Source organism: Pseudomonas sp. HN11, assembly GCF_021390155.1.
GTDB lineage: Bacteria > Pseudomonadota > Gammaproteobacteria > Pseudomonadales > Pseudomonadaceae > Aquipseudomonas.
In genome coordinates, this window is the sequence record NZ_CP089985.1 from 1,884,803 (window position 1) to 1,906,596 (window position 21,794).

Genomic DNA, 21,794 nt, shown 5'->3' on the forward strand with positions numbered 1-21,794 from the left:
ATGGCTAACATTCCAACTATTTCATTCGACGCCATCATTATTGGTGGCGGCGGTGCTGGCATGCGCGCCGCGCTGCAGCTGGCCCAAGGCGGTCACAAGACTGCCGTGATCACCAAAGTGTTCCCGACCCGTTCGCACACCGTATCGGCCCAGGGTGGCATCACCTGCGCCATCGCCTCCGCCGACCCGAACGATGACTGGCGCTGGCACATGTACGACACCGTCAAGGGGTCCGACTATATCGGTGACCAGGACGCTATCGAATACATGTGTCAGGAAGGTCCGGCCGCAGTATTCGAGCTGGACCACATGGGTCTGCCGTTCTCCCGTACCGAACAAGGTCGTATCTACCAGCGTCCATTCGGCGGCCAGTCGAAGGATTACGGCAAAGGCGGCCAGGCTGCCCGTACCTGCGCTGCGTCGGACCGTACCGGTCACGCGCTGCTGCACACCCTTTATCAGGGCAACCTGAAAGCCGGTACCACGTTCCTGAACGAGTACTACGCTGTCGATCTGGTGAAGAACGCACAAGGCGAGTTCGTCGGTGTGATCGCCATCTGCATCGAAACCGGTGAAACCACCTACATCCGCGCCAAGGCTACCGTGCTGGCGACGGGCGGTGCCGGTCGTATCTACGCGTCGACCACCAATGCCCTGATCAACACCGGCGACGGCGTCGGCATGGCACTGCGTGCTGGCGTACCGGTACAAGACATCGAAATGTGGCAGTTCCACCCGACCGGTATCGCCGGCGCTGGTGTACTGGTTACAGAAGGTTGCCGTGGTGAAGGTGGCTACCTGATCAACAAGCACGGTGAGCGTTTCATGGAGCGTTATGCTCCGAACGCTAAAGACCTTGCTGGTCGTGACGTCGTGGCCCGCTCGATGGTTAAAGAGATCATCGCCGGTAACGGCTGTGGCCCGAATGGCGACCATGTACTGCTCAAACTCGATCACCTGGGCGAAGAAGTGCTGCACAGCCGACTGCCTGGTATCTGCGAGCTGTCCAAGACCTTCGCTCACGTTGACCCGGTAGTTGCTCCGGTTCCGGTTGTTCCGACTTGCCACTATATGATGGGCGGCGTGCCGACCAACATTCATGGCCAGGCGATCACCCAGAACGCTGAAGGCGAGGATGAAATAATCCACGGTCTGTTCGCCGTAGGCGAAGTGGCCTGCGTATCGGTTCACGGTGCCAACCGTCTGGGCGGCAACTCGCTGCTCGACCTGGTGGTATTCGGCCGCGCTGCCGGCCTGCACCTGGAAAAGGCACTGACCGACGGCATCGAATACGATGACGCGACCGACGCCAACATCGAGGCTGCACTGGCGCGCCTGAACGCTCTGAACGAGCGCACCGATGGCGAAGACGTGGCTACCCTGCGTCGCGAGCTGCAAAGCTGCATGCAGAACTACTTCGGTGTGTTCCGTACCGGCGAATACATGCAGAAGGGTATTGCCCAACTGGCCGATCTGCGCAAGCGCATCGCCAACGTCAAGATCAACGATAAGAGCCAGGCGTTCAACACCGCTCGTATCGAAGCCCTTGAGCTGCAAAACCTGCTGGAAGTGGCCGAAGCGACTGCAATCGCTGCCGAGGTTCGTAAAGAATCCCGTGGTGCTCACGCCCGTGAAGACTTTGAAGATCGCGACGACGAAAACTGGTTGTGCCACACCCTGTACTTCCCGGGTGACAAGCGCGTAACCAAGCGTGCCGTGAACTTCTCGCCGAAGACGGTTCCGACGTTTGAACCGAAGATTCGGACTTACTAAGGGTGGCTGCCATGTTGAAAGTCAGTGTTTATCGCTACAACCCTGATCAGGACGCTGCGCCGTTCATGCAGGAATTCCAGGTCGATACCGGTGGTAAAGACCTGATGGTGCTGGATGTACTGGCACTGATCAAAGAGCAGGACGAAGGTTTCTCCTATCGTCGCTCTTGCCGTGAAGGTGTGTGCGGTTCCGACGGCATGAACATCAACGGCAAAAACGGCCTGGCGTGCATCACGCCGCTGTCCGCCGTGGTCAAAGGCAACAAGCTGATCGTTCGTCCTCTGCCAGGTTTGCCGGTTATCCGTGACCTGGTCGTCGATATGAGCATCTTCTACAAGCAATACGAGAAAGTGAAGCCGTTCCTGCAGAACGACACGCCGGCTCCGGCCATCGAGCGTCTGCAGTCCCCGGAAGAGCGCGAGAAGCTCGACGGTCTGTACGAGTGCATCCTGTGCGCTTGCTGCTCGACTTCGTGCCCGTCCTTCTGGTGGAACCCGGACAAGTTCCTGGGTCCAGCTGCCCTGCTGCAAGCGTACCGCTTCCTGGCAGACAGCCGTGACACCAAGACGTCCGAGCGTCTGGCTTCGCTGGATGACCCGTTCAGCGTTTTCCGCTGCCGCGGGATCATGAACTGCGTCAACGTATGTCCCAAAGGCCTGAACCCGACTAAGGCCATTGGTCACATCCGTAACATGCTGCTGCAGAGCGGCGTGTAACCGACGTTGTAGTAAAAGCAGGACCGTTGTGCCCGTAAATGCTACGGCGCAGGCTTCAACCGGCGCCGTAGTTTTAACTTGAGCAGCGACTTACAAAGCCGCGGCTCTTATTTTGAAGAAATGAGACAAGCAGGGGCATTCGGGTTGGTACCCGAACTATCAGCGTGATCCTAAGTGGCTTGTTTTGGTCGCTGCACTTGGCCTTTTGCAAGCAGACTCGGTGTTTTCGCCGGTGGTGTCCCCAAATCGAGGGTGACCAAGCATGCAAGAAAGCGTGATGCAGCGCATGTGGAACAGCGGCTATCTTTCAGGTGGTAACGCTGCCTATGTGGAAGAGCTTTATGAGCTCTACCTGCACGACCCTAACGCTGTGCCAGAAGAATGGCGCACCAAATTTCAGACGTTGTCTTCAGACGGCAACGCTGCCACCGATGTATCGCACGCAACAATTCGCGATCAGTTTGTGCTGCTGGCAAAGAACCAGCGCCGCGCCCAACCGGTTTCCGCCGGCAGCGTGAGCAGTGAGCACGAGAAGAAGCAAGTTGAAGTATTGCGATTGATCCAGGCCTACCGGATGCGCGGCCACCAGGCGGCCCAGCTTGACCCGCTGGGGCTCTGGCAGCGTCCTGCACCTGCTGACCTGTCGATCAATCATTACGGCTTGACCAATGCCGATCTTGATACGACCTTCCGTGCCGGCGACCTGTTCATCGGCAAAGAGGAAGCGAGCCTACGCGAAATTCACGAAGCGTTGCAGCAGACATATTGCCGCACCATCGGCGCTGAGTTCACGCACATCACCGATTCCGAGCAACGCCACTGGTTCCAGCATCGCCTGGAAGGTGTGCGTGGTCGTCCGGTGCTGTCCGCCGACGTACGCAGCCACCTGCTCGAGCGCGTCACCGCTGCCGAAGGCCTGGAAAAATACCTGGGTACCAAATACCCGGGCACCAAGCGTTTTGGCCTGGAAGGCGGCGAAAGCCTGATCCCGATGCTCGACGAGCTGATCCAGCGTTCCGGTTCCTACGGCACCAAGGAAATCGTCATCGGCATGGCCCACCGTGGTCGCCTGAACGTGTTGGTCAACACCTTCGGCAAGAACCCGCGTGAGCTGTTCGACGAGTTCGAAGGCAAGAAGAAGGTCGAGTTGGGTTCCGGTGACGTTAAATACCACCAGGGCTTTTCGTCCAACGTAATGACCACCGGTGGTGAAGTTCACCTGGCCATGGCGTTCAACCCATCCCACCTGGAAATCGTTTCTCCAGTGGTCGAGGGTTCGGTGCGTGCTCGCCAGGATCGTCGTAACGACACCACCGGTGAGAAGGTCCTGCCGATTTCCATCCACGGTGACGCGGCATTCGCCGGTCAAGGCGTGGTCCTGGAAACCTTCCAGATGTCGCAGACTCGCGGCTTCAAGACCGGCGGTACCGTTCACATCGTCATCAACAACCAAGTCGGTTTCACCATCAGCAATCCGCTGGACGCGCGCTCCACCGAATACGCGACCGACGTTGCCAAGATGATCCAGGCGCCGATCCTCCATGTGAATGGCGATGACCCGGAAGCCGTACTGTTCGTGACCCAACTTGCTGTCGACTACCGCATGCAGTTCAAGCGTGACGTGGTCATCGACCTGGTTTGCTACCGCCGTCGTGGTCACAACGAAGCCGACGAACCAAGCGGCACCCAGCCGTTGATGTACCAGCAGATCACCAAGCAGCGCACCACCCGTGAGCTGTACGCCGAAAGCCTGATCAAGGCCGGTGTGGTTGACGATGCGCGTGTTCAGGCAAAAGTCGATGAATACCGCAACGCGCTGGACAATGGGCTGCATGTCGTTAAAAGCCTGGTTAAAGAACCAAACAAAGAGCTGTTCGTTGACTGGCGTCCGTATCTGGGCCACGCCTGGACTGCGCGTCACGATACGTCGTTCGATCTGAAGACCTTGCAGGAATTGTCCGCCAAGCTGCTGGAAATTCCTGAAGGTTTCGTGGTGCAGCGCCAGGTGGCGAAGATCTACGAAGACCGTCAGAAGATGCAAGCCGGTGGCCTGCCTATCAACTGGGGTTATGCTGAAACCATGGCATACGCGACCCTGGCGTTCGAAGGTCACCCGATCCGCATGACCGGCCAGGACATCGGCCGTGGTACGTTCTCGCACCGTCACGCGGTTCTGCACAATCAGAAAGACGCAAGCACCTACGTTCCGTTGAAGCACCTGTACGAAGGCCAGCCACGTTTCGACCTGTACGACTCGTTCCTGTCCGAAGAGGCCGTGCTGGCGTTCGAATACGGTTACTCGACCACCACGCCAAACGCGCTGGTGATCTGGGAAGCCCAGTTCGGCGACTTCGCCAACGGTGCCCAAGTGGTTATCGACCAGTTCATCACCAGCGGCGAGCACAAGTGGGGTCGCCTGTGTGGCCTGACCATGCTGCTGCCGCACGGTTACGAAGGTCAGGGCCCAGAGCACTCGTCGGCCCGTCTGGAGCGTTACCTGCAGCTGTGCGCCGAGCACAACATCCAGGTGTGCGTGCCGACTACCCCGGCCCAGATCTACCACTTGCTGCGTCGCCAGGTGATCCGTCCGCTGCGCAAGCCGCTGGTAGTGCTGACACCGAAGTCGTTGCTGCGTCATAAATTGGCCATCTCGACCCTGGAAGATCTGGCGGATGGTTCGTTCCAGACCGTGATCCCGGAAATTGACGCGCTGGACGCGGCAAAAGTGACTCGCCTGGTCCTGTGCAGCGGCAAGGTCTACTACGACCTGCTGGAAAAACGTCGTGCCGAAGGCCGCGAAGACATCGCCATCGTGCGTATCGAGCAGCTTTACCCGTTCCCGGAAGACGACCTGATGGAGGCCATCGCGCCTTATACCAACCTCAAGAATGTGGTTTGGTGCCAGGAAGAACCGATGAACCAGGGCGCGTGGTACAGCAGCCAGCATCACCTGCGTCGCAGCATCGGCAACCACAACAAGGCCCTGGGCCTGGAGTACGCCGGTCGTGACGCTTCTGCTGCACCTGCATGTGGTTATGCGTCGATGCACGCCGAGCAGCAGGAAAAACTGCTGCAAGATGCTTTCACTGTTTAACGCCTTCGCGCTGACTGAAACCGAATTTTAAGGACCCACAGATAATGGCTATCGAAATCAAAGCCCCGTCATTCCCGGAATCGGTTGCCGATGGCACCGTTGCCACCTGGCACAAGAAACCAGGCGATGCTGTAAAGCGTGACGACCTGATCGTTGACATCGAAACCGACAAAGTCGTGCTGGAAGTGTTGGCCGAAGCGGACGGCGTGCTCGGCGCTATCGTGGCTGAAGAGGGCGCTACCGTCCTGTCGAACCAAGTGCTGGGCTCGATCGAAGAGGGCAGTGCTGCTGCCGCTGCTCCGGCCGCTGCTGCACCAACCGCCGCTGCCGCTCCTGCTGCCGCACCGGCTGCTGGCGCTGAAGACCCGATCGCTGCACCGGCTGCTCGTCAGCTGGCTGAAGAGAACGGCATCAACCTGGCGTCCGTAAAAGGCACCGGCAAAGACGGTCGCATCACCAAGGAAGACGTGGTTGCTGCTGTTGAGGCCAAGAAAAATGCTCCGGCTGCCGCACCCGCCAAGGCTGCTGCCCCGGCTGCCGCTGCGCCGGTGTTCGCCGCTGGCGACCGCACCGAGAAGCGCGTGCCGATGACCCGCGTACGTGCCACCGTGGCCAAGCGTCTGGTTGAAGCACAGTCGAATATGGCGATGCTGACCACCTTCAACGAAGTGGACATGACCGAAGTCATGGCCCTGCGTTCGAAGTACAAGGATCTCTTCGAGAAGAGCCATAACGGCGTGCGCCTGGGCTTCATGTCGTTCTTCGTGAAAGCGGCCACCGAAGCGCTGAAACGCTTCCCTGCGGTCAACGCTTCCATCGACGGCGGCGACATTGTTTACCACGGCTACGCAGACATCGGCGTCGCCGTGTCCAGCGACCGTGGCCTGGTGGTTCCGGTACTGCGTAATGCCGAGCTGATGAGTCTGGCTGAAATCGAAGGCGGCATCGCCGGCTTCGGCAAGAAAGCCCGTGACGGCAAGCTGACCATCGACGAGATGACCGGCGGTACCTTCACCATCACCAACGGTGGTACCTTCGGTTCGATGATGTCGACCCCGATCGTCAACCCGCCACAAGCCGCGATCCTGGGCATGCACAACATCATCCAGCGTCCGATGGCCATCAACGGCCAAGTTGTGATCCGCCCGATGATGTACCTGGCGCTGTCGTACGATCACCGCCTGATCGACGGTAAAGAAGCCGTGACTTTCCTGGTGACCATCAAGAACCTGCTGGAAGACCCGGCTCGTCTTCTTCTGGATATCTAAAAAGCAGTTGCAAGTTTCAAGCTGCAAGCTCCAAGCTCAAAGCGAGCGATCGGTGCTTCAACTTGTAGCTTGCAGCTTCTAGCTTGCAGCTAAAAAGGGAACCTTTTTATGACACAGAAATTTGACGTTGTAGTGATTGGTGCAGGTCCTGGCGGCTACGTTGCCGCGATCAAGGCCGCACAACTGGGCCTCTCGACTGCTTGCATCGAAAAATACACCGACAAGGAAGGCAAACTGGCGCTGGGCGGTACTTGCCTGAACGTCGGTTGCATTCCTTCCAAGGCGCTGCTGGACAGCTCCTGGAAATTCCACGAAGCCCAGGACGGCTTCGCGATCCACGGCATCAACCATGCTGGCGTGACCATGGACGTGCCAGCAATGGTCAGCCGTAAAGCCAACATTGTTAAGGGGCTGACTTCCGGCGTTGCTACCTTGTTCAAGGCCAACGGCGTGACTTCCCTGCAAGGCCACGGCAAGCTGCTGGCCGGCAAGAAAGTTGAAATCACCAAGCCAGACGGCTCGACCGAAATCATCGAAGCCGAGAACGTGATCCTGGCGCCGGGCTCGCGTCCAATCGACATCCCGCCTGCTCCAGTGGACCAGAATGTGATCGTTGACTCGACCGGGGCCTTGGAATTCCAAGCGGTGCCTAAGCGCCTGGGCGTGATCGGTGCTGGCGTGATCGGCCTGGAACTGGGTTCGGTATGGTCCCGCCTGGGTTCCGAAGTCACCGTGCTGGAAGCCCTGGACACGTTCTTGCTGGCTGCCGACACCGCTGTTTCGAAAGAAGCGCTGAAAACCCTGACCAAACAAGGTCTGGACATCAAGCTGGGCGCTCGCGTGACCGGCTCGAAAGTCAACGGCGAAGAAGTCGTGGTTAACTACACCGACAAGGATGGTGAAAAAACCATCACTTTCGACAAGCTGATCGTAGCCGTGGGGCGCCGTCCAGTGACCACCGACCTGCTGGCTTCCGACAGCGGCGTGAACATCGACGAGCGTGGTTTCATCCACGTTGACGATCACTGCGCGACCACCGTGCCGGGTGTCTACGCCATCGGTGACGTGGTTCGTGGCATGATGCTCGCGCACAAGGCTTCCGAAGAAGGCATCATGGTTGTCGAGCGCATCAAGGGCCACAAAACCCAGATGAACTACGACCTGATCCCATCGGTTATCTACACCCACCCGGAAATCGCATGGGTCGGCAAGAACGAACAGCAGTTGAAAGCTGAAGGCGTTGAAGTTAACGTCGGCACCTTCCCGTTCGCCGCTTCTGGCCGTGCCATGGCAGCCAACGACACCGGTGGTTTTGTCAAAGTCATCGCTGATGCCAAGACTGACCGCGTATTGGGCGTCCACGTGATTGGCCCAAGCGCTGCAGAGCTGGTACAGCAAGGCGCAATCGGTATGGAATTCGGCACCAGTGCCGAAGACCTGGGCATGATGGTCTTCTCCCATCCGACCCTGTCCGAAGCGTTGCACGAAGCAGCGTTGGCCGTGAATGGCGGTGCCATCCACGTCGCCAACCGCAAGAAGCGCTAAGCGAGATAATAAGAAACCACGGCGGAGTTGCCCGTCGTGAGCCTTGCGCGCAAGACTCACCGCGGAATATCCGCTGGACGCAGCCTTGCGCAGCTTTACGGGCCTTTGAGCCCCGCAAGTTGCGCAAGCAGCAGTCACAGGTGGCGCGGCACTCATAATGAGCGCAGCGCCGAATGCGCAGTACCTAACGAAGACGGTAAAAAGCATGAATCTTCACGAGTATCAGGGTAAGCAGCTGTTCGCTGAATACGGCCTGCCAGTTTCCAAGGGCTACGCAGTAGACACCCCGGAAGCAGCAGCAGAAGCTTGCGACAAAATCGGCGGCAGCGAGTGGGTTGTCAAAGCCCAGGTCCACGCCGGTGGTCGCGGTAAAGCGGGCGGCGTTAAGCTGGTTCGCAGCAAAGAAGACGCCAAGGCCTTCGCACAGCAGTGGCTGGGCAAGCGTCTGGTGACTTACCAGACTGATGCCAATGGCCAGCCAGTCACCAAGATCCTGGTTGAATCGTGCACTGATATCGCTAAAGAGCTGTACCTGGGCGCTGTCGTTGACCGTTCGAGCCGTCGCATTGTGTTCATGGCTTCCACCGAAGGTGGCGTGGACATTGAGAAGATCGCCGAAGAAACCCCAGAAAAAATTCTGAAAGCCACTATCGATCCACTGGTTGGCGCTCAGCCATTCCAGGGTCGCGAGCTGGCTTTCCAGCTGGGTCTGGAAGGCAAGCAAGTTGCCCAGTTCGCCAAGATCTTCGTAGGTCTGGCCAAACTGTTCCAGGATCACGATCTGGCCCTGCTGGAAGTGAACCCGCTGGTGATCAAGGCTGACGGCGATCTGCACTGCCTCGATGCCAAGATCAACATCGACGCCAACGCCATGTACCGTCAGCCTAAGCTGAAGACTTTCCACGATCCGTCGCAAGACGATCCGCGCGAAGCGCACGCTGCGAAGTTCGAACTGAACTACGTAGCCCTGGAAGGTAACATCGGTTGCATGGTCAACGGTGCTGGCCTGGCCATGGGTACCATGGACATCGTCAACCTGCATGGCGGCAAACCAGCCAACTTCCTCGACGTGGGCGGTGGTGCTACCAAAGAACGCGTAACCGAAGCTTTCAAGATCATCCTGTCCGACTCCAACGTCGCTGCAGTACTGGTCAACATCTTCGGCGGCATCGTTCGTTGCGACATGATTGCCGAAGGCATCATCGGTGCAGTGAAAGAAGTTGGCGTTAAAATCCCGGTTGTTGTTCGCCTTGAAGGTAACAACGCTGAACTGGGCGCTAAAGTACTGGCGGAAAGCGGTTTGAACATCATCGCGGCTACCAGCCTGACCGACGCTGCTCAACAAGTTGTCAAAGCTGCGGAGGGCAAATAATGAGCGTCCTGATCAATAAAGACACCAAAGTTATCTGCCAGGGTATTACCGGTTCGCAAGGTAGTTTCCACACCCAGCAAGCCATCGAATACGGCACCAAGATGGTTGGCGGCGTAACTCCAGGCAAAGGCGGCACCGAGCACCTGGGTCTGCCAGTGTTCAACACCGTCAAGGATGCTGTAGAGAAAACTGGCGCTACCGCCAGCGTGATCTACGTTCCAGCGCCTTTCTGCAAAGACTCTATCCTGGAAGCGGCATTCGGCGGTATCAAGCTGATCGTCTGCATCACCGAAGGCATTCCTACCCTGGATATGCTGGACGCTAAAGTTAAGTGCGACGAGCTGGGCGTAGTCCTGATCGGCCCTAACTGCCCAGGCGTGATCACCCCAGGCGAATGCAAGATCGGCATCATGCCAGGTCACATTCACTTGCCAGGTAAAGTCGGTATCGTTTCCCGTTCCGGTACCCTGACCTACGAAGCTGTGAAGCAGACCACTGACGCCGGTTTCGGTCAGTCGACTTGCGTCGGCATCGGCGGTGACCCGATCCCAGGCTCGAACTTCATCGACATCCTGAAGCTGTTCCAGGAAGACCCGAAGACCGAAGCGATCGTGATGATCGGTGAAATCGGCGGTTCGGCTGAAGAAGAAGCGGCTGCCTACATCAAGGCACACGTGACCAAGCCGGTTGTTTCCTACATCGCTGGTGTGACTGCCCCTGCTGGCAAGCGCATGGGCCATGCTGGCGCAATCATCTCTGGCGGCAAAGGCACTGCAGACGAGAAATTCGCTGCACTGCAAGATGCAGGCGTAAAAACCGTGCGTTCGCTGGCAGACATCGGCAAGGCCCTGGCCGAGCTGACCGGTTGGGCTGTCAAGTAAGCTTCGCGCTTAGCTGACGCTTCACCACACAAAGGCCACCTTCGGGTGGCCTTTGTGCGTTTAAGGACAGCTATAAGCGGCAAGCTTCAAGTTGCAAGAAGAGAGCATGCGATTTCTTGGCATTTGCAGCTCACCACTTGTCGCTGCTCTTACAAAAACACGACATTAAGATGTCGCTTATCGGACAGTGCGCCCCGCAACAGTGCGTTTGTCAGCCCGATTCTGTAACCTAGCCGCCTCTTTATGCGTGCGCATCCCAAAAGGAAGCCCCGCGCTAGACCGGTCGGCTCCCATAAGGGTCGGCAGCATTTCCCTCATCCATAGGGAATCCCTCTCTAAATTCCGATTCAGTAGTGTGGTATTTCCTCAAATGAAAGTGTTGAAAAGCCAGGACATCCTGGCGTTGGGCTTTATGACGTTTGCCCTGTTCGTGGGCGCCGGCAACATCATCTTCCCGCCTATCGTTGGATTGCAGTCCGGGCCTCACGTCTGGATGGCAGCGCTGGGCTTTCTGATCACCGCCGTGGGTTTGCCGGTGGTGACTGTGATCGCCCTGGCCAAGGTTGGTGGCGGGATGGACGCGTTGAGCAGCCCGATCGGCAAGATCGCCGGTGGCCTGCTGGCGGCGGCGGCGTATCTGGCGGTAGGGCCGCTGTTCGCCACCCCGCGTACGGCGACCGTGTCCTTTGAAGTGGGCCTGGCGCCGCTGACCGGCGAGAGCCCGCTGGCGCTGTTCCTCTACAGTTCGGTGTATTTCCTGGTGGTGTTCTTTGTTTCCCTGTACCCAGGGCGACTGCTGGACACCGTAGGGCGCTTCCTGGCGCCGCTGAAGATCATTGCGTTGGCCATTCTGGGTATCGCCGCATTTGCCTTGCCGGCCGGTGAAGTGGGCGTCGCCACCCCGGAATACGTGGCTGCGCCGTTCTCCCAGGGCTTCATCAATGGTTACCTGACCATGGATACCCTGGGTGCCCTGGTATTTGGCATCGTGATCGTCAATGCCATTCGCTCCCGTGGCGTCGAGTCGCCGAAGCTGATTACCCGCTACGCCATCATTGCCGGGCTGATCGCCGGCGTGGGCCTGGCCCTGGTGTATATCAGCCTGTTTCGTCTGGGCTCGGGCAGCCATGCTGTGGCGGCCGGTGCCAGTAACGGTGCTGCGGTGCTGCACGCCTATGTGCAACACACCTTCGGCTCCTTGGGCAGTGGCTTCCTGGCGGTGCTGATCTCCCTGGCGTGCCTGGTCACCGCCGTGGGCCTGACCTGCGCCTGCGCCGAGTACTTCAGCAAAATCCTGCCGCTGTCCTACAAGACCCTGGTGGTGATCCTCGCGCTGTTCTCGTTGTTCGTGTCCAACCTGGGCTTGACCAAGCTGATTGCCTTCTCGATCCCAGTCCTGACTGCGATCTACCCGCCGTGTATCGTGCTGGTGGCGTTGAGCTTCTGCAAAGACTTCTGGCTGGAACAGGGCCGCATTGTCGGCCCGGTAATGCTGGTGTCGTTCATCTTCGGCAGCATTGACGCACTCAAGGGCGCGGGCCTGGCGGATTGGATGCCTGCGCAGTTAACGAACCTGCCGCTGAGTGAGCAGGGCCTGGCATGGCTGGTGCCATCGGTGATGACGCTGGCCGTGGCGTTTGTGGTTGACCGTATGCTCGGTAAGCGCAGCGAAGCCATCGCTTAACCCACGTTTCCCGCTGTACTGAAATGCCTCGTATCAATCGATACGGGGCATTTTTTATGGGTAAAGGGCAGTGTCTTTTTCTGTGCGCTAACGTCGAACTGACGCAAAAGCTTTTTAGCCCTCTTTCTGCAAAGGACCCGCATGTCGTTCGTCGAAACCAATCAGATCCACCTGCTCGCCGCCCTTTGGTTCGTGTTGTGTTGGGGTGGCTACACCCGTTATGCCACCTGGAAAGCCCGCGACACCGCCTGCCTGGCCAGCGTGCTGCATCTGTATCGCGAAGATTGGATGCGCCGCATGCTGCTGCGCGACAACCGCATCGCCGATGCCAGTGTGATCGGCAACCTGGAGCGCAACGCCTCATTCTTCGCCTCCAGCACTCTGATCATCCTCGCCGGCATTCTCACCGTGCTCGGCGCTTCGGAGCGTGCGGTGTCGTTGCTGGCCGATATCCCGATGGTGCAACAGGCCTCCCAGGGCATGTCGGAGATTAAACTACTGTGCCTGGCGCTGGTGTTCGTCTATGCGTTCTTCACATTCAGCTGGTGCATGCGCCAGTACAACTTTGCGGCGGTGCTGGTGGGTTCGGCGCCGATGATTGGTGAGCGGCATGTGTCGGAGCAGGAGCGCAATGCATTTGCGCTGCGCGCGGCGCGGGTGATCTCCATGGCCGCCAACCAGTTCAACTTCGGCCTGCGCTCTTATTACTTCGGCATGACCATGCTGGCGTGGTTTGTCAGCCCCTGGTTGTTCATGTTGATGAGCAGTGGGGTGGTGTTGGTGCTGTATCGGCGGGAGTTTCATTCCGACGTGCTGCAGGTGATGGTGTATACGCAGACGGACACACCGCCGCCGGAACCGGCTAAAGAATTGGGTTAACTAAGCCGTCAAATAAAAAACCAGACAAAGTAAAGCCCGCTATCTAAGCGGGCTTTCTTTTTGCAGCCAGGCTATTTCAAGCCGCGGTCTCAAGAACCGGTGGCAGGGGTAGCAGGTGCTGCTTCTTTTGCTGCGGCTTCGTTCGATTCAGCCTGAGCTTTGGCAGCATCGGCGTTTTCTTTCGCAGCGTCGTTCACTTTATCCTGAGCCTTCGCCATATCTTTCTGAGCTTGCTCAGAGTGCGCGGCGGCGTCTTGGGCTTTGTCTTCGGATTTTTTGTCGCAGGCAGCGAGACCGAGGGCAGCGGCGAGCATCATGGAAATAGCTAAAGTCTTGCGCATGGGTGTTTCTCCTTATTGAAGATATCTACTGGCCTTTCGAGCATGGCGGTTCGGCATTAGTTCCTTTTATTCCATAGATATATAAATCCCTGACTAACCGGAACTTTTGCCCGCCCCACCACTTTTGCGAATCAACACTAATAAGAGTCTGGAACGAATGACCGAAAATCCCCTGTTAGAGCGCGCGGCGCGCTTTGTTTCGGCCTTGCGCCATTGTCAGGTGCTGGGCATTACCGCTCATCAGGCCAGTGAAGAAGGCATCACCTTGATCATGCCCTACGCCCCGCATTTGGTCGGCGATCCCCAGTCAGGCGTGATCCACGGCGGCGCGCTGACCTCCCTGATGGATACTGCCTGTGGCATGGCCACTCTGTGTGTGCTGCCGGAATTTGAAGTGTGCCCGACCCTTGACCTGCGCGTTGACTACATGCATCCCGCCGCGCCGCACAAACCCGTGTATGGCTTCGCCCAATGCTACCGGGTGACCACCGACGTGATCTTCACCCGCGGCTTTGCCTACCAGGATGACCCCCAGCAACCCATCGCCCATGTGGTGGGCACGTTCATGCGCATGGGTAAACGCCTCAAGGGCACGCAAGGATTGGGTAGCGCGATAAAGGGAGAGCACGCATGACGCACCGATTCAAGACCCGCCTTGAACAGGCCCATGAGCGCGGTGATTACGAGGCGCTGCTCAACCTGATCCCTTACGCCAAGCTGATAGGCATCGAATGCACCCGGCTTGGGGATGAGTTGTTGTTTCGGCTGCCGGCCAACAGGGACAATATTGGTAACCCCATATTGCCGGCGCTGCACGGTGGGGTGATTGCGGGCTTTATGGAGCTGTCGGCGGCGCTGCATCTGCTGGTGTTCACCGGCGCGCCGGGTACCCCGAAAATCATCGATTTTTCCCTGGATTACCTGCGCGCCGGCCAGTTCCGCGACACCTACGCCAAATGCCAGGTGTGGCGCCAAGGCCGACGAGTAGCCAATGTGGCGATCACTGCCTGGCAAAGCACGGCCGCAGAGCCCATCGCCACCGCCCGAGCGCATTTCAAGATCGAGGAACCGGACCGCCCTTGAAATCCTGGTCTTAGTCCCCAACTCTGATGACAACCCGCCGCCAACCCTCAAGGGCGCGGCCACTGCCATCCAATTGGAGTTTGATGACCATGAGTGTGGAAACTCAAAAGGAAACCCTGGGCTTCCAGACCGAGGTGAAGCAACTGCTGCACCTCATGATCCATTCGCTGTATTCCAACAAGGAAATCTTCCTTCGCGAATTGATCTCGAACGCCTCTGACGCTGTCGACAAATTACGTTTCGAAGCCCTGTCCAAGCCTGAGTTGCTGGAAGGTGGCGCCGAACTGAAAATCCGTGTGAGCTTCGACAAGGACGCCAAGACCGTCACGATCCAAGACAACGGTATTGGCATGAGCCGCGAAGACGCGATTACCCATTTGGGTACCATCGCCAAATCCGGCACCGCCGATTTCATGAAGAACCTCTCGGGCGACCAGAAGAAAGATTCGCACTTGATCGGTCAGTTCGGCGTGGGTTTTTACTCCGCCTTTATCGTGGCCGACAAAGTGGAAGTGTTCAGCCGCCGTGCAGGCCTTGACGCCAGCGACGGCGTGCACTGGTCGTCCAAAGGCGAGGGCGAATTCGAAATCGCCACCGTCGACAAGGCTGACCGTGGCACCCGTATCGTGCTGCACCTGAAATCCGGTGAAGACGAATTCGCCGATGGCTGGCGCCTGCGCAATATCGTCAAGAAGTACTCCGACCATATCGCTCTGCCGATCGAGCTGCCGAAAGAACAGACCGCTGCCGAAGGTGAAGAGGCCCCGGCCCAGGAATGGGAAGTGGTCAACCGCGCCAGCGCGCTGTGGACCCGTCCGCGTACCGAGATCAAGGACGAGGAATACCAGGAGTTCTACAAGCACATCGGTCACGACTACGAAAACCCGCTGAGCTGGAGCCACAACAAGGTCGAAGGCAAGCTGGAATACAGCTCGCTGCTCTACGTACCGGCCCGTGCTCCGTTCGACCTGTACCAGCGTGAAGCGCCAAAAGGCCTGAAGCTCTACGTACAGCGCGTGTTCGTGATGGACCAGGCGGAATCGTTCCTGCCGCTGTACCTGCGCTTCATCAAGGGTGTGGTCGATTCCAACGACCTGTCGCTGAACGTGTCGCGGGAAATCCTGCAGAAAGACCCGATCATCGACTCCATGAAGTCGGCGCTGACCAAGCGTGTACTCGACATGCTGGAAAAACTGGCGAAGAACGAGCCTGAGCAATACAAAGGCTTCTGGAAAAACTTCGGCCAGGTCATGAAAGAAGGCCCGGCGGAAGATTTTGCCAACAAAGAAAAAATCGCTGGCTTGCTGCGTTTTGCCTCCACTCAGGGTGACGACGGCGAGCAAAATGTATCGCTGGCCGAGTACCTGGCGCGCGCCAAGGAAGGTCAGGACAAGATCTACTACCTGACCGGCGAGAAGTACGACGCTGTCAAAGATAGCCCGCACCTGGAAGTCTTCCGCAAAAAAGGCATCGAAGTGCTGCTGCTGACCGACCGTATCGATGAGTGGCTGATGAGCTACCTCAACGAGTTCGACGGCAAATCCTTCGTCGACGTGGCCCGTGGTGACCTGGACCTGGGTAACCTGGACTCCGAAGAAGAGAAGAAAGAAGCCGAAGAAGTCGCCAAGGCCAAAGAGGGTCTGGTTGAACGGATCAAGGCGTCCCTGGGCGAGGCTGTCAGCGAAGTGCGGGTTTCCCACCGTCTGACCGACTCCCCGGCGATCCTGGCCATCGGCGAAGCGGACTTGGGCATGCAAATGCGCCAGATCCTCGAGGCCAGCGGCCAGAAAGTGCCGGATTCCAAGCCGATCTTCGAATTCAACCCGGCTCACCCGCTGATCGAGAAACTCGACGGCGAGCAAAGCGAAGAGCGGTTTGGCGACCTGTCGCACATCCTCTTCGACCAGGCGGCCCTGGCCGCTGGCGACAGCTTGAAAGACCCGGCCGCCTATGTGCGCCGCCTGAACAAGCTGTTGGTTGAACTGTCGGTTTGACCCTGACGTAGAAAAACCCGCTTCGGCGGGTTTTTTCGTTCTAGTGCACCTCAACTGGAGTAAATGATGAGCCAAGTCACAGTACGTTCCGTGGGCTATCAGATTGATGGCCAGTCTTACGAAAGCCGTCTCGCGTTCGATGCCAGCCACAAGGGCCCGCTGCCGGGCCTGCTGATGGCGCCGAACTGGATGGGAGTGAGTGCGGGTGCCGAAGAGATCGCCAAGAGCGTCGCCAGCAAAGGCTACGTGGTGCTGATCGCCGACCTGTACGGGCAGACCGTCCGTCCGTCGAATGGCGATGAAGCCGGTGCGGCGATGATGCCGTTGAAGAACGACCGTGCGTTGTTGAACAAGCGCATGCAGGCGGCCTTCGAGCAGCTGCAGGGCCAAACTGAGGCAGCGGTTGATACCTCGAAACTGGCGACCTTTGGTTTCTGCTTCGGCGGTTGCTGCTCCCTGGAACTCGCGCGTACCGGTGCGCCGGTCAAGGCTGCCGTCTCGTTCCACGGCACCCTCGACACGCCAAACCCGGCGGACGCGAAGAACATCAAGGGCTCAGTGCTGGTGCTGCATGGCGCTTCTGACCCGTTGGTCCCTAAAGAGCAACTGCCGGCGTTCGAAGATGAAATGAACGCGGCCGGTGTGGATTGGCAACTGCTGAGCTACGGCGGCGCGGTGCATTCCTTCACCGACCCGCATGCGAATGTGCCGGGCAAGATGATGTATGACGCGAAAACGGCCAAGCGTGCGTTCAAGTCGATGCATGATTTGTTGGATGAAGTGTTCCAGGGCTGATGGCTTCAGCGTTTGTGCTGGCCTTTTCGCGAGTAAGCCCGCTTCCACATTTGATGGCGTTCACAAATCAAAGTGTGAGAGCGGGCTTGCTCGCGAATGCTATCTCACCGGCAACTCAATTCTTTCAGACTCACCCGGCACCGTCGGCCAATCCCCAGCCGCCCAGCGTTGCCTGGCTTGTTCAATTACCGCTGGATCACTCGCGACAAAATTCCAGTTGATCCGCCGTGGCCCCTCCAGCGTCGCGCCGCCAAACACCACCAAGTGGCAATTGCTCTCGGCGAACAGCGTCATCTCCTGTCCGGCGGGCAATACCACCAGGCTGTGTACTTCCAGTGTTTCGCCATCCAATTGCGCCTCACCCTCCAGCACATACACTGCGCGTTCCTCATGTTCATCCGGAATCAGCAGCGTCGTGGCCGTTTGCATGCGCACCTCGGCATACAGCGTGGGCGACAGCACTGGCACCGGCGACTTGAGGCAGAACCCATTGCCCGCGATCAAGCGGATCTGCACGCCCAGGTTGTCACTTACCGGCAGGCTCGCCGCGGGGTGATGGCTGTAGTGTCCGGGCCCCGTCTCATGGTCCTTGGGCGATGCCAGCCACACTTGCAACCCATGCAAGCTGAAACTGCTGGCCTTGAGCGCCTCGGGTGTACGTTCGACGTGGGCAATCGCGCTGCCGGCAGTCATCCAGCTGACGTCGCCGGCCTGCACCACTTGGTCCGACCCCAGGCTGTCCTTGTGCTGCAACGCACCTTCAAACAAATAGGTAAGGGTCGACAGCCCGATATGCGGATGCTGGCGGATGTTCATGCCATCGCCCGGTTCATAGCGGGTGAGTAGCATATGGTCGAAGAACACAAACGGCCCGACGCTGCGGCATTCCCGCGACGGCAGTGGGCGCAGGATCGGTTGACCTTCGACATCTTCGGGGCGAGGGCGGATCACGGTGAGGGTAGTCATGGTGCGTCCCAGTCTGAGCGGGTTAGATGCTGCTGAGCATAACCCGCTCGGTAGGATGTTGCCGCTATTGGCTGAAGGCGCCTTCCGATAGTTTTGTCTCAATGGTGACGTCGGCGGTGGTCATCAGCTTGTGCACCGGGCAGCGATCCGCCACGCGGTGCAGTTCGTCGCGTTGCTCGTCGGTGAGCACGCCCTTGAGCGTCAGCTTGACGTTGAGTGTGTATTTGCCCTTTTGCTCCTCGGCAGCGTCATGGGTGACTTCCACGGTCACGCCGGTCAGCGGAATGTCTTTTTTTTGCGCATACAGTTTAAGGGTCAGGGCTTTGCACGAGGCCAGCGCAGCGTCGAAGTAGTCATGGGGGGAGGGCGCCGAGTCGTCGCCGCCCAGGCTTTTGGGCAGGTCGGTGAACAACTCATGGTGGTTGATGTTGACGCTATGGCGAAAGTTATCCTGGTTCAGGGTGTTGACGGTAACAGGCATGGTAAACCTCACAGGGTGGCAGGATGAAGGTCATGCAGTTATAGAGCATGCTGGCACTTCGGTGTTCCGCGTTTTTTGCCGGATGAACCCTCGCACGGCGCGCAAGGTCTACCCGTATCAGCCCTTATCGAGGTTTTACCGTGTCCTGGACCCGTCTGACGCTCGCCCTGTTGCTCGCCGCCAGCAGCCTTGCTGCGCAGGCCCGCGAGTATGCCTACAGCGATGCGCATCTGCATTACGTGGATTTCTTCCAGGAAACTGCGGGCATGGACAAGCTGCTCAAGGCCATGGCTGACAACGGCATTGAGCACGTGATGATTTCCGGCATTCCGGTCGCGAAGAAATGGCACGAAGACGAACCCAAGCGTCCACGCTATTACGCCGGTGACGACGCCGATGCCTATTGGTACAGCGCCACCGATGTGATTGTCGCCGCAGCGGTCAACAAACTGTCCCCTGAGCAGCGCCAGCACTTTCATCCGTTTCTATCGGGCTTCAACCCCAACGATAAGAACTCGGATGCCCATATCCAGCGCATGCTCGACCTCAATCCCGGGTTGTGGCAGGGCATCGGCGAAGTCTTCACCCGCCATGACGACCTCACGGCCATCACCGCCGGCGACACCCCGCGCGCCAATAACGAAGCCATGACGCGCATCTATCATTTGGCGGCGGAAAACGACCTGCCGGTGATGCTGCACTCCAACATCACCTCCAAACGCGAGCGCAACCCGCTTTACCTGGCTGAAGTCGAGGAGCCACTGCGCAACCATCCGCACACCCGCTTTATCTGGGCCCACGCCGGCACCAGCAAGGAAATCCATCGTCACCAGGTGCAGATGGACTTTTTGCTGCCCACGTTGAGCCGCCTGCTGGAGGCCTATCCCAACCTGTACATCGACCTGTCCTGGAGCATGCTTACGCCGTATATGCTGGATGACGCAGGTCAGCCCCGCCCGGAGTGGTTAAAACTGGTGGAGCGCTTCCCAGAGCGTTTTATGCTGGGTTCGGACGTCGTAGGACGGTTCAACAAACTCGGTAAGGAAATGCGCCGCTTCGACCCGTTCCTTGATGCCCTGCCAGAGGACGTTGCGCACAAGGTGGCGCGGGACAACTTCCTGGCGATCCTGCCTAAAGCTACCCGCGATAGTGCGGTGCGTTGATATCGCGTTTTCGTCTTACGCAAAGGCAGTAACGTGCCGATACCTTTCAAGAGCCAGCTGCAAATGGATGCAGCGCATTTGGAAGGAGCCAAGGCATGAGTATCAGAAGTCTGAATATCGCCCCGCGTGCAGGCTTGGGGTTTGGCGTATTGGCGTTGATGGTGTTTGCCCTGGGCGGCTTCGCCCTGTTGCAGATGGCCAATATGCGCCAGCAGTCGGATCAGGTGGAGAACAACTGGCTGCCCAGCGTGATGGCGGTGGGGCAGATGAGCCAGGACCTGCTGCGCATTCGTGCGCTGACCTTGCGCCTGCTGGTCAACCGCGATCCCCAGGCGCTGGCGCAGAACGAGCAGAAGCTGAGCGACCTGAAAAGCGGCCTGCATCATGCGCAGACTCTCTACGAGGCGCTGGTTGTGCTACCAGAGGAGCGCGCGCTGTTTGATCGCTTCAAGGCCCAAGAGCAGCAATACCTGCAACTCCAGGAGCAGGTCATGGGTTTTTCCAAGGCCAACCGGTTGGAAGACGCGATCAAAGTGGTCAACGGTGAGATGAATCAGCTCGCCGATGAAATGGCCACGACCCTGCACGAACTGGTCAGCCTCAACAAAGCCAGTGCCAACCAGGCGGCCAGTCTGGCGCAGAGCGTGTTCAGCCAGTCGCGCAGCTGGGTGGTCGGCATGATCGTGCTCACGGCGCTGATCACCATTGGCCTGGCGGTATGGCTGACGCGTAGCATCGTGCTGCCACTGGCGCAGTCGTTGAAAGTGGCCCAAGGTGTAGCCAGTGGCGATCTGACGGGAGAAATCAGCATCAGTGGCAACGACGAGCCGGCGCGCCTGCAGCAGGCCCTCAAGGGCATGCAGGAGAACTTGCGTGACACTATCCGGCGTATCTCCGAGTCTTCCAACCAATTGGCATCCGCCTCGGAAGAACTCAGTTGCGTGACCGAAGATGCCACGCGTGGCTTGTATCAACAGAATCAAGAAATCGAGCAGGCCGCCACGGCGGTGAACCAGATGACCGTGGCGGTGGAGGAGGTGGCGAGCAACGCGGTGGCCACGTCCCAGGCATCCCGCGAGTCCGACCGCATTGCCCAGCATGGGCGCGAACAGGTGCACCAGACGGTGGTGTCGATCGAGGCGCTGGCCACTGACGTGACCGACAATGTGACGCAGGTCGAAGACTTGGCACAGAAGGTCTATGGCATCAGCAAGGTGCTGGACGTGATCCGCTCGATTGCCGAGCAGACCAACCTGCTGGCGCTGAACGCGGCGATTGAAGCGGCGCGGGCTGGGGATGCCGGGCGTGGGTTTGCGGTGGTGGCCGATGAAGTGCGGGCCCTGGCTCATCGCACCCAGCAGTCGACCCAGGAAATCGAGCAAATGATCGGTGGGATCCAGCATGGCACTGATCAGGCGGTCAGCTCGATGCAGCAGAGCAATACGCGGGCGCGCTCGACCTTGGATATCGCCAAGTCGGCGGGCACGGCGCTGGAGGAAATTGCCTCGGCATTCACCTTGATCAATGAACGCAACCTGGTGATCGCCAGCGCATCGGAGCAACAGGCGGCGGTGGCACGGGAGGTGGATCGCAATTTGATGAACATTCGCGATTTGGCGCACCAGACGTCGACGGGGGCGAATCAGACCAGTGCAGCGAGCCAGGAGTTGTCGCGGTTGGCGGTAGACCTGAACACCCTGGTGGCGCGGTTTTCGGTGTAGTACAGAAGCAGTTGCAAGCTTCAAGTGACAAGCTGCAA

At 58.7% G+C, this 21,794-nt stretch carries 18 protein-coding genes; 15 read left to right on the forward strand and 3 right to left on the reverse strand.

What is annotated here, in order from left to right; genetic code table 11:
* The 9 genes from sdhA to LVW35_RS08765 all read left to right on the forward strand — a co-directional run bounded on the left by sdhA (window position 1) and on the right by LVW35_RS08765 (window position 13,212).
* Window positions 1-1,773, forward strand: coding sequence for a succinate dehydrogenase flavoprotein subunit (sdhA, locus tag LVW35_RS08725; protein WP_010211741.1), 1,773 nt, complete (start codon window positions 1-3; stop codon window positions 1,771-1,773).
* 11 nt (window positions 1,774-1,784) lie between these two features.
* Window positions 1,785-2,489 (forward strand): succinate dehydrogenase iron-sulfur subunit, encoded by a 705-nt coding sequence (locus LVW35_RS08730; RefSeq protein ID WP_003172807.1) that lies wholly within the window; start codon window positions 1,785-1,787, stop codon window positions 2,487-2,489.
* Window positions 2,490-2,751: 262 nt separating this feature from the next.
* Window positions 2,752-5,583, forward strand: coding sequence for a 2-oxoglutarate dehydrogenase E1 component (locus LVW35_RS08735; protein ID WP_233894848.1), 2,832 nt, complete (start codon window positions 2,752-2,754; stop codon window positions 5,581-5,583).
* 44 nt (window positions 5,584-5,627) lie between these two features.
* Window positions 5,628-6,851: a 2-oxoglutarate dehydrogenase complex dihydrolipoyllysine-residue succinyltransferase gene (gene odhB, locus LVW35_RS08740; RefSeq protein WP_233894850.1), complete on the forward strand. Its 1,224-nt coding sequence runs from the start codon at window positions 5,628-5,630 to the stop codon at window positions 6,849-6,851.
* Between the two features lie 108 nt (window positions 6,852-6,959).
* On the forward strand, window positions 6,960-8,396 hold the full coding sequence (lpdA, locus tag LVW35_RS08745) for a dihydrolipoyl dehydrogenase (RefSeq protein ID WP_233894851.1): 1,437 nt from the start codon (window positions 6,960-6,962) through the stop codon (window positions 8,394-8,396).
* Between the two features lie 205 nt (window positions 8,397-8,601).
* Window positions 8,602-9,768, forward strand: coding sequence for an ADP-forming succinate--CoA ligase subunit beta (gene sucC / locus LVW35_RS08750; protein ID WP_016979559.1), 1,167 nt, complete (start codon window positions 8,602-8,604; stop codon window positions 9,766-9,768).
* Complete coding sequence (sucD, locus tag LVW35_RS08755; RefSeq protein WP_003233233.1) at window positions 9,768-10,649, forward strand: succinate--CoA ligase subunit alpha; 882 nt, start codon at window positions 9,768-9,770, stop codon at window positions 10,647-10,649. The genes sucC and sucD overlap by 1 nt, the downstream gene beginning before the upstream one ends.
* Window positions 10,650-11,019: 370 nt before the next feature.
* On the forward strand, window positions 11,020-12,333 hold the full coding sequence (brnQ, locus tag LVW35_RS08760; protein WP_233894853.1) for a branched-chain amino acid transport system II carrier protein: 1,314 nt from the start codon (window positions 11,020-11,022) through the stop codon (window positions 12,331-12,333).
* 141 nt (window positions 12,334-12,474) lie between these two features.
* Window positions 12,475-13,212 carry a DUF599 domain-containing protein gene (locus tag LVW35_RS08765; protein ID WP_233894854.1) on the forward strand — a complete coding sequence of 246 codons (738 nt, stop codon included), beginning with the start codon at window positions 12,475-12,477 and terminating at the stop codon, window positions 13,210-13,212.
* Window positions 13,213-13,301: 89 nt separating this feature from the next.
* On the opposite strand, the gene LVW35_RS08770 is transcribed toward LVW35_RS08765, so the two are convergent.
* Entirely contained in the window at window positions 13,302-13,553 is a 252-nt protein-coding gene (locus LVW35_RS08770) for a hypothetical protein (protein WP_010211724.1), read from the reverse strand.
* A gap of 157 nt (window positions 13,554-13,710) precedes the next feature.
* Between LVW35_RS08770 and LVW35_RS08775 the strand changes: the two genes are divergently transcribed.
* The 4 genes from LVW35_RS08775 to LVW35_RS08790 all read left to right on the forward strand — a co-directional run bounded on the left by LVW35_RS08775 (window position 13,711) and on the right by LVW35_RS08790 (window position 17,425).
* Entirely contained in the window at window positions 13,711-14,187 is a 477-nt protein-coding gene (locus tag LVW35_RS08775) for a PaaI family thioesterase (RefSeq protein ID WP_233894855.1), read from the forward strand.
* Window positions 14,184-14,636 (forward strand): PaaI family thioesterase, encoded by a 453-nt coding sequence (locus LVW35_RS08780; RefSeq protein ID WP_233894856.1) that lies wholly within the window; start codon window positions 14,184-14,186, stop codon window positions 14,634-14,636. The genes LVW35_RS08775 and LVW35_RS08780 overlap by 4 nt, the downstream gene beginning before the upstream one ends.
* 89 nt (window positions 14,637-14,725) lie before the next feature.
* Window positions 14,726-16,630 (forward strand): molecular chaperone HtpG, encoded by a 1,905-nt coding sequence (htpG, locus tag LVW35_RS08785; protein ID WP_233894857.1) that lies wholly within the window; start codon window positions 14,726-14,728, stop codon window positions 16,628-16,630.
* A 66-nt stretch (window positions 16,631-16,696) separates the two neighbouring features.
* Entirely contained in the window at window positions 16,697-17,425 is a 729-nt protein-coding gene (locus LVW35_RS08790; RefSeq protein WP_233894858.1) for a dienelactone hydrolase family protein, read from the forward strand.
* A gap of 99 nt (window positions 17,426-17,524) precedes the next feature.
* Here the strand turns inward: LVW35_RS08790 and LVW35_RS08795 are convergent, their stop codons facing one another.
* A complete protein-coding gene (locus tag LVW35_RS08795) occupies window positions 17,525-18,391 on the reverse strand; it encodes a pirin family protein (protein ID WP_233894859.1) in 867 nt (288 codons plus the stop codon).
* A gap of 64 nt (window positions 18,392-18,455) precedes the next feature.
* On the reverse strand, window positions 18,456-18,872 hold the full coding sequence (locus tag LVW35_RS08800; RefSeq protein ID WP_233894860.1) for an OsmC family protein: 417 nt from the start codon (window positions 18,870-18,872) through the stop codon (window positions 18,456-18,458).
* Between the two features lie 140 nt (window positions 18,873-19,012).
* Between LVW35_RS08800 and LVW35_RS08805 the strand changes: the two genes are divergently transcribed.
* Window positions 19,013-20,035 (forward strand): amidohydrolase family protein, encoded by a 1,023-nt coding sequence (locus tag LVW35_RS08805; RefSeq protein ID WP_233894862.1) that lies wholly within the window; start codon window positions 19,013-19,015, stop codon window positions 20,033-20,035.
* Window positions 20,036-20,130: 95 nt separating this feature from the next.
* Window positions 20,131-21,756: a methyl-accepting chemotaxis protein gene (locus LVW35_RS08810; RefSeq protein WP_233894864.1), complete on the forward strand. Its 1,626-nt coding sequence runs from the start codon at window positions 20,131-20,133 to the stop codon at window positions 21,754-21,756.
* The last annotated feature ends 38 nt before the right edge of the window (window positions 21,757-21,794 follow it).

What these genes read in the sequence shown, in the direction of transcription:
- LVW35_RS08790 (WP_233894858.1), top strand. Translation starts at nt 16,697, where the DNA reads ATGAGCCAAGTCACAGTACGTTCCGTGGGCTATCAGATTGATGGCCAG.
- sucD (WP_003233233.1), top strand. Translation starts at nt 9,768, where the DNA reads ATGAGCGTCCTGATCAATAAAGACACCAAAGTTATCTGCCAGGGTATT.
- LVW35_RS08775 (WP_233894855.1), top strand. Translation starts at nt 13,711, where the DNA reads ATGACCGAAAATCCCCTGTTAGAGCGCGCGGCGCGCTTTGTTTCGGCC.
- LVW35_RS08810 (WP_233894864.1), top strand. Translation starts at nt 20,131, where the DNA reads ATGAGTATCAGAAGTCTGAATATCGCCCCGCGTGCAGGCTTGGGGTTT.
- LVW35_RS08735 (WP_233894848.1), top strand. Translation starts at nt 2,752, where the DNA reads ATGCAAGAAAGCGTGATGCAGCGCATGTGGAACAGCGGCTATCTTTCA.
- sdhA (WP_010211741.1), top strand. Translation starts at nt 1, where the DNA reads ATGGCTAACATTCCAACTATTTCATTCGACGCCATCATTATTGGTGGC.
- LVW35_RS08800 (WP_233894860.1), bottom strand. Translation starts at nt 18,872, where the DNA reads ATGCCTGTTACCGTCAACACCCTGAACCAGGATAACTTTCGCCATAGC.
- odhB (WP_233894850.1), top strand. Translation starts at nt 5,628, where the DNA reads ATGGCTATCGAAATCAAAGCCCCGTCATTCCCGGAATCGGTTGCCGAT.
- LVW35_RS08795 (WP_233894859.1), bottom strand. Translation starts at nt 18,391, where the DNA reads ATGACTACCCTCACCGTGATCCGCCCTCGCCCCGAAGATGTCGAAGGT.
- sucC (WP_016979559.1), top strand. Translation starts at nt 8,602, where the DNA reads ATGAATCTTCACGAGTATCAGGGTAAGCAGCTGTTCGCTGAATACGGC.
- LVW35_RS08770 (WP_010211724.1), bottom strand. Translation starts at nt 13,553, where the DNA reads ATGCGCAAGACTTTAGCTATTTCCATGATGCTCGCCGCTGCCCTCGGT.
- LVW35_RS08730 (WP_003172807.1), top strand. Translation starts at nt 1,785, where the DNA reads ATGTTGAAAGTCAGTGTTTATCGCTACAACCCTGATCAGGACGCTGCG.
- htpG (WP_233894857.1), top strand. Translation starts at nt 14,726, where the DNA reads ATGAGTGTGGAAACTCAAAAGGAAACCCTGGGCTTCCAGACCGAGGTG.
- LVW35_RS08765 (WP_233894854.1), top strand. Translation starts at nt 12,475, where the DNA reads ATGTCGTTCGTCGAAACCAATCAGATCCACCTGCTCGCCGCCCTTTGG.
- LVW35_RS08780 (WP_233894856.1), top strand. Translation starts at nt 14,184, where the DNA reads ATGACGCACCGATTCAAGACCCGCCTTGAACAGGCCCATGAGCGCGGT.
- brnQ (WP_233894853.1), top strand. Translation starts at nt 11,020, where the DNA reads ATGAAAGTGTTGAAAAGCCAGGACATCCTGGCGTTGGGCTTTATGACG.
- lpdA (WP_233894851.1), top strand. Translation starts at nt 6,960, where the DNA reads ATGACACAGAAATTTGACGTTGTAGTGATTGGTGCAGGTCCTGGCGGC.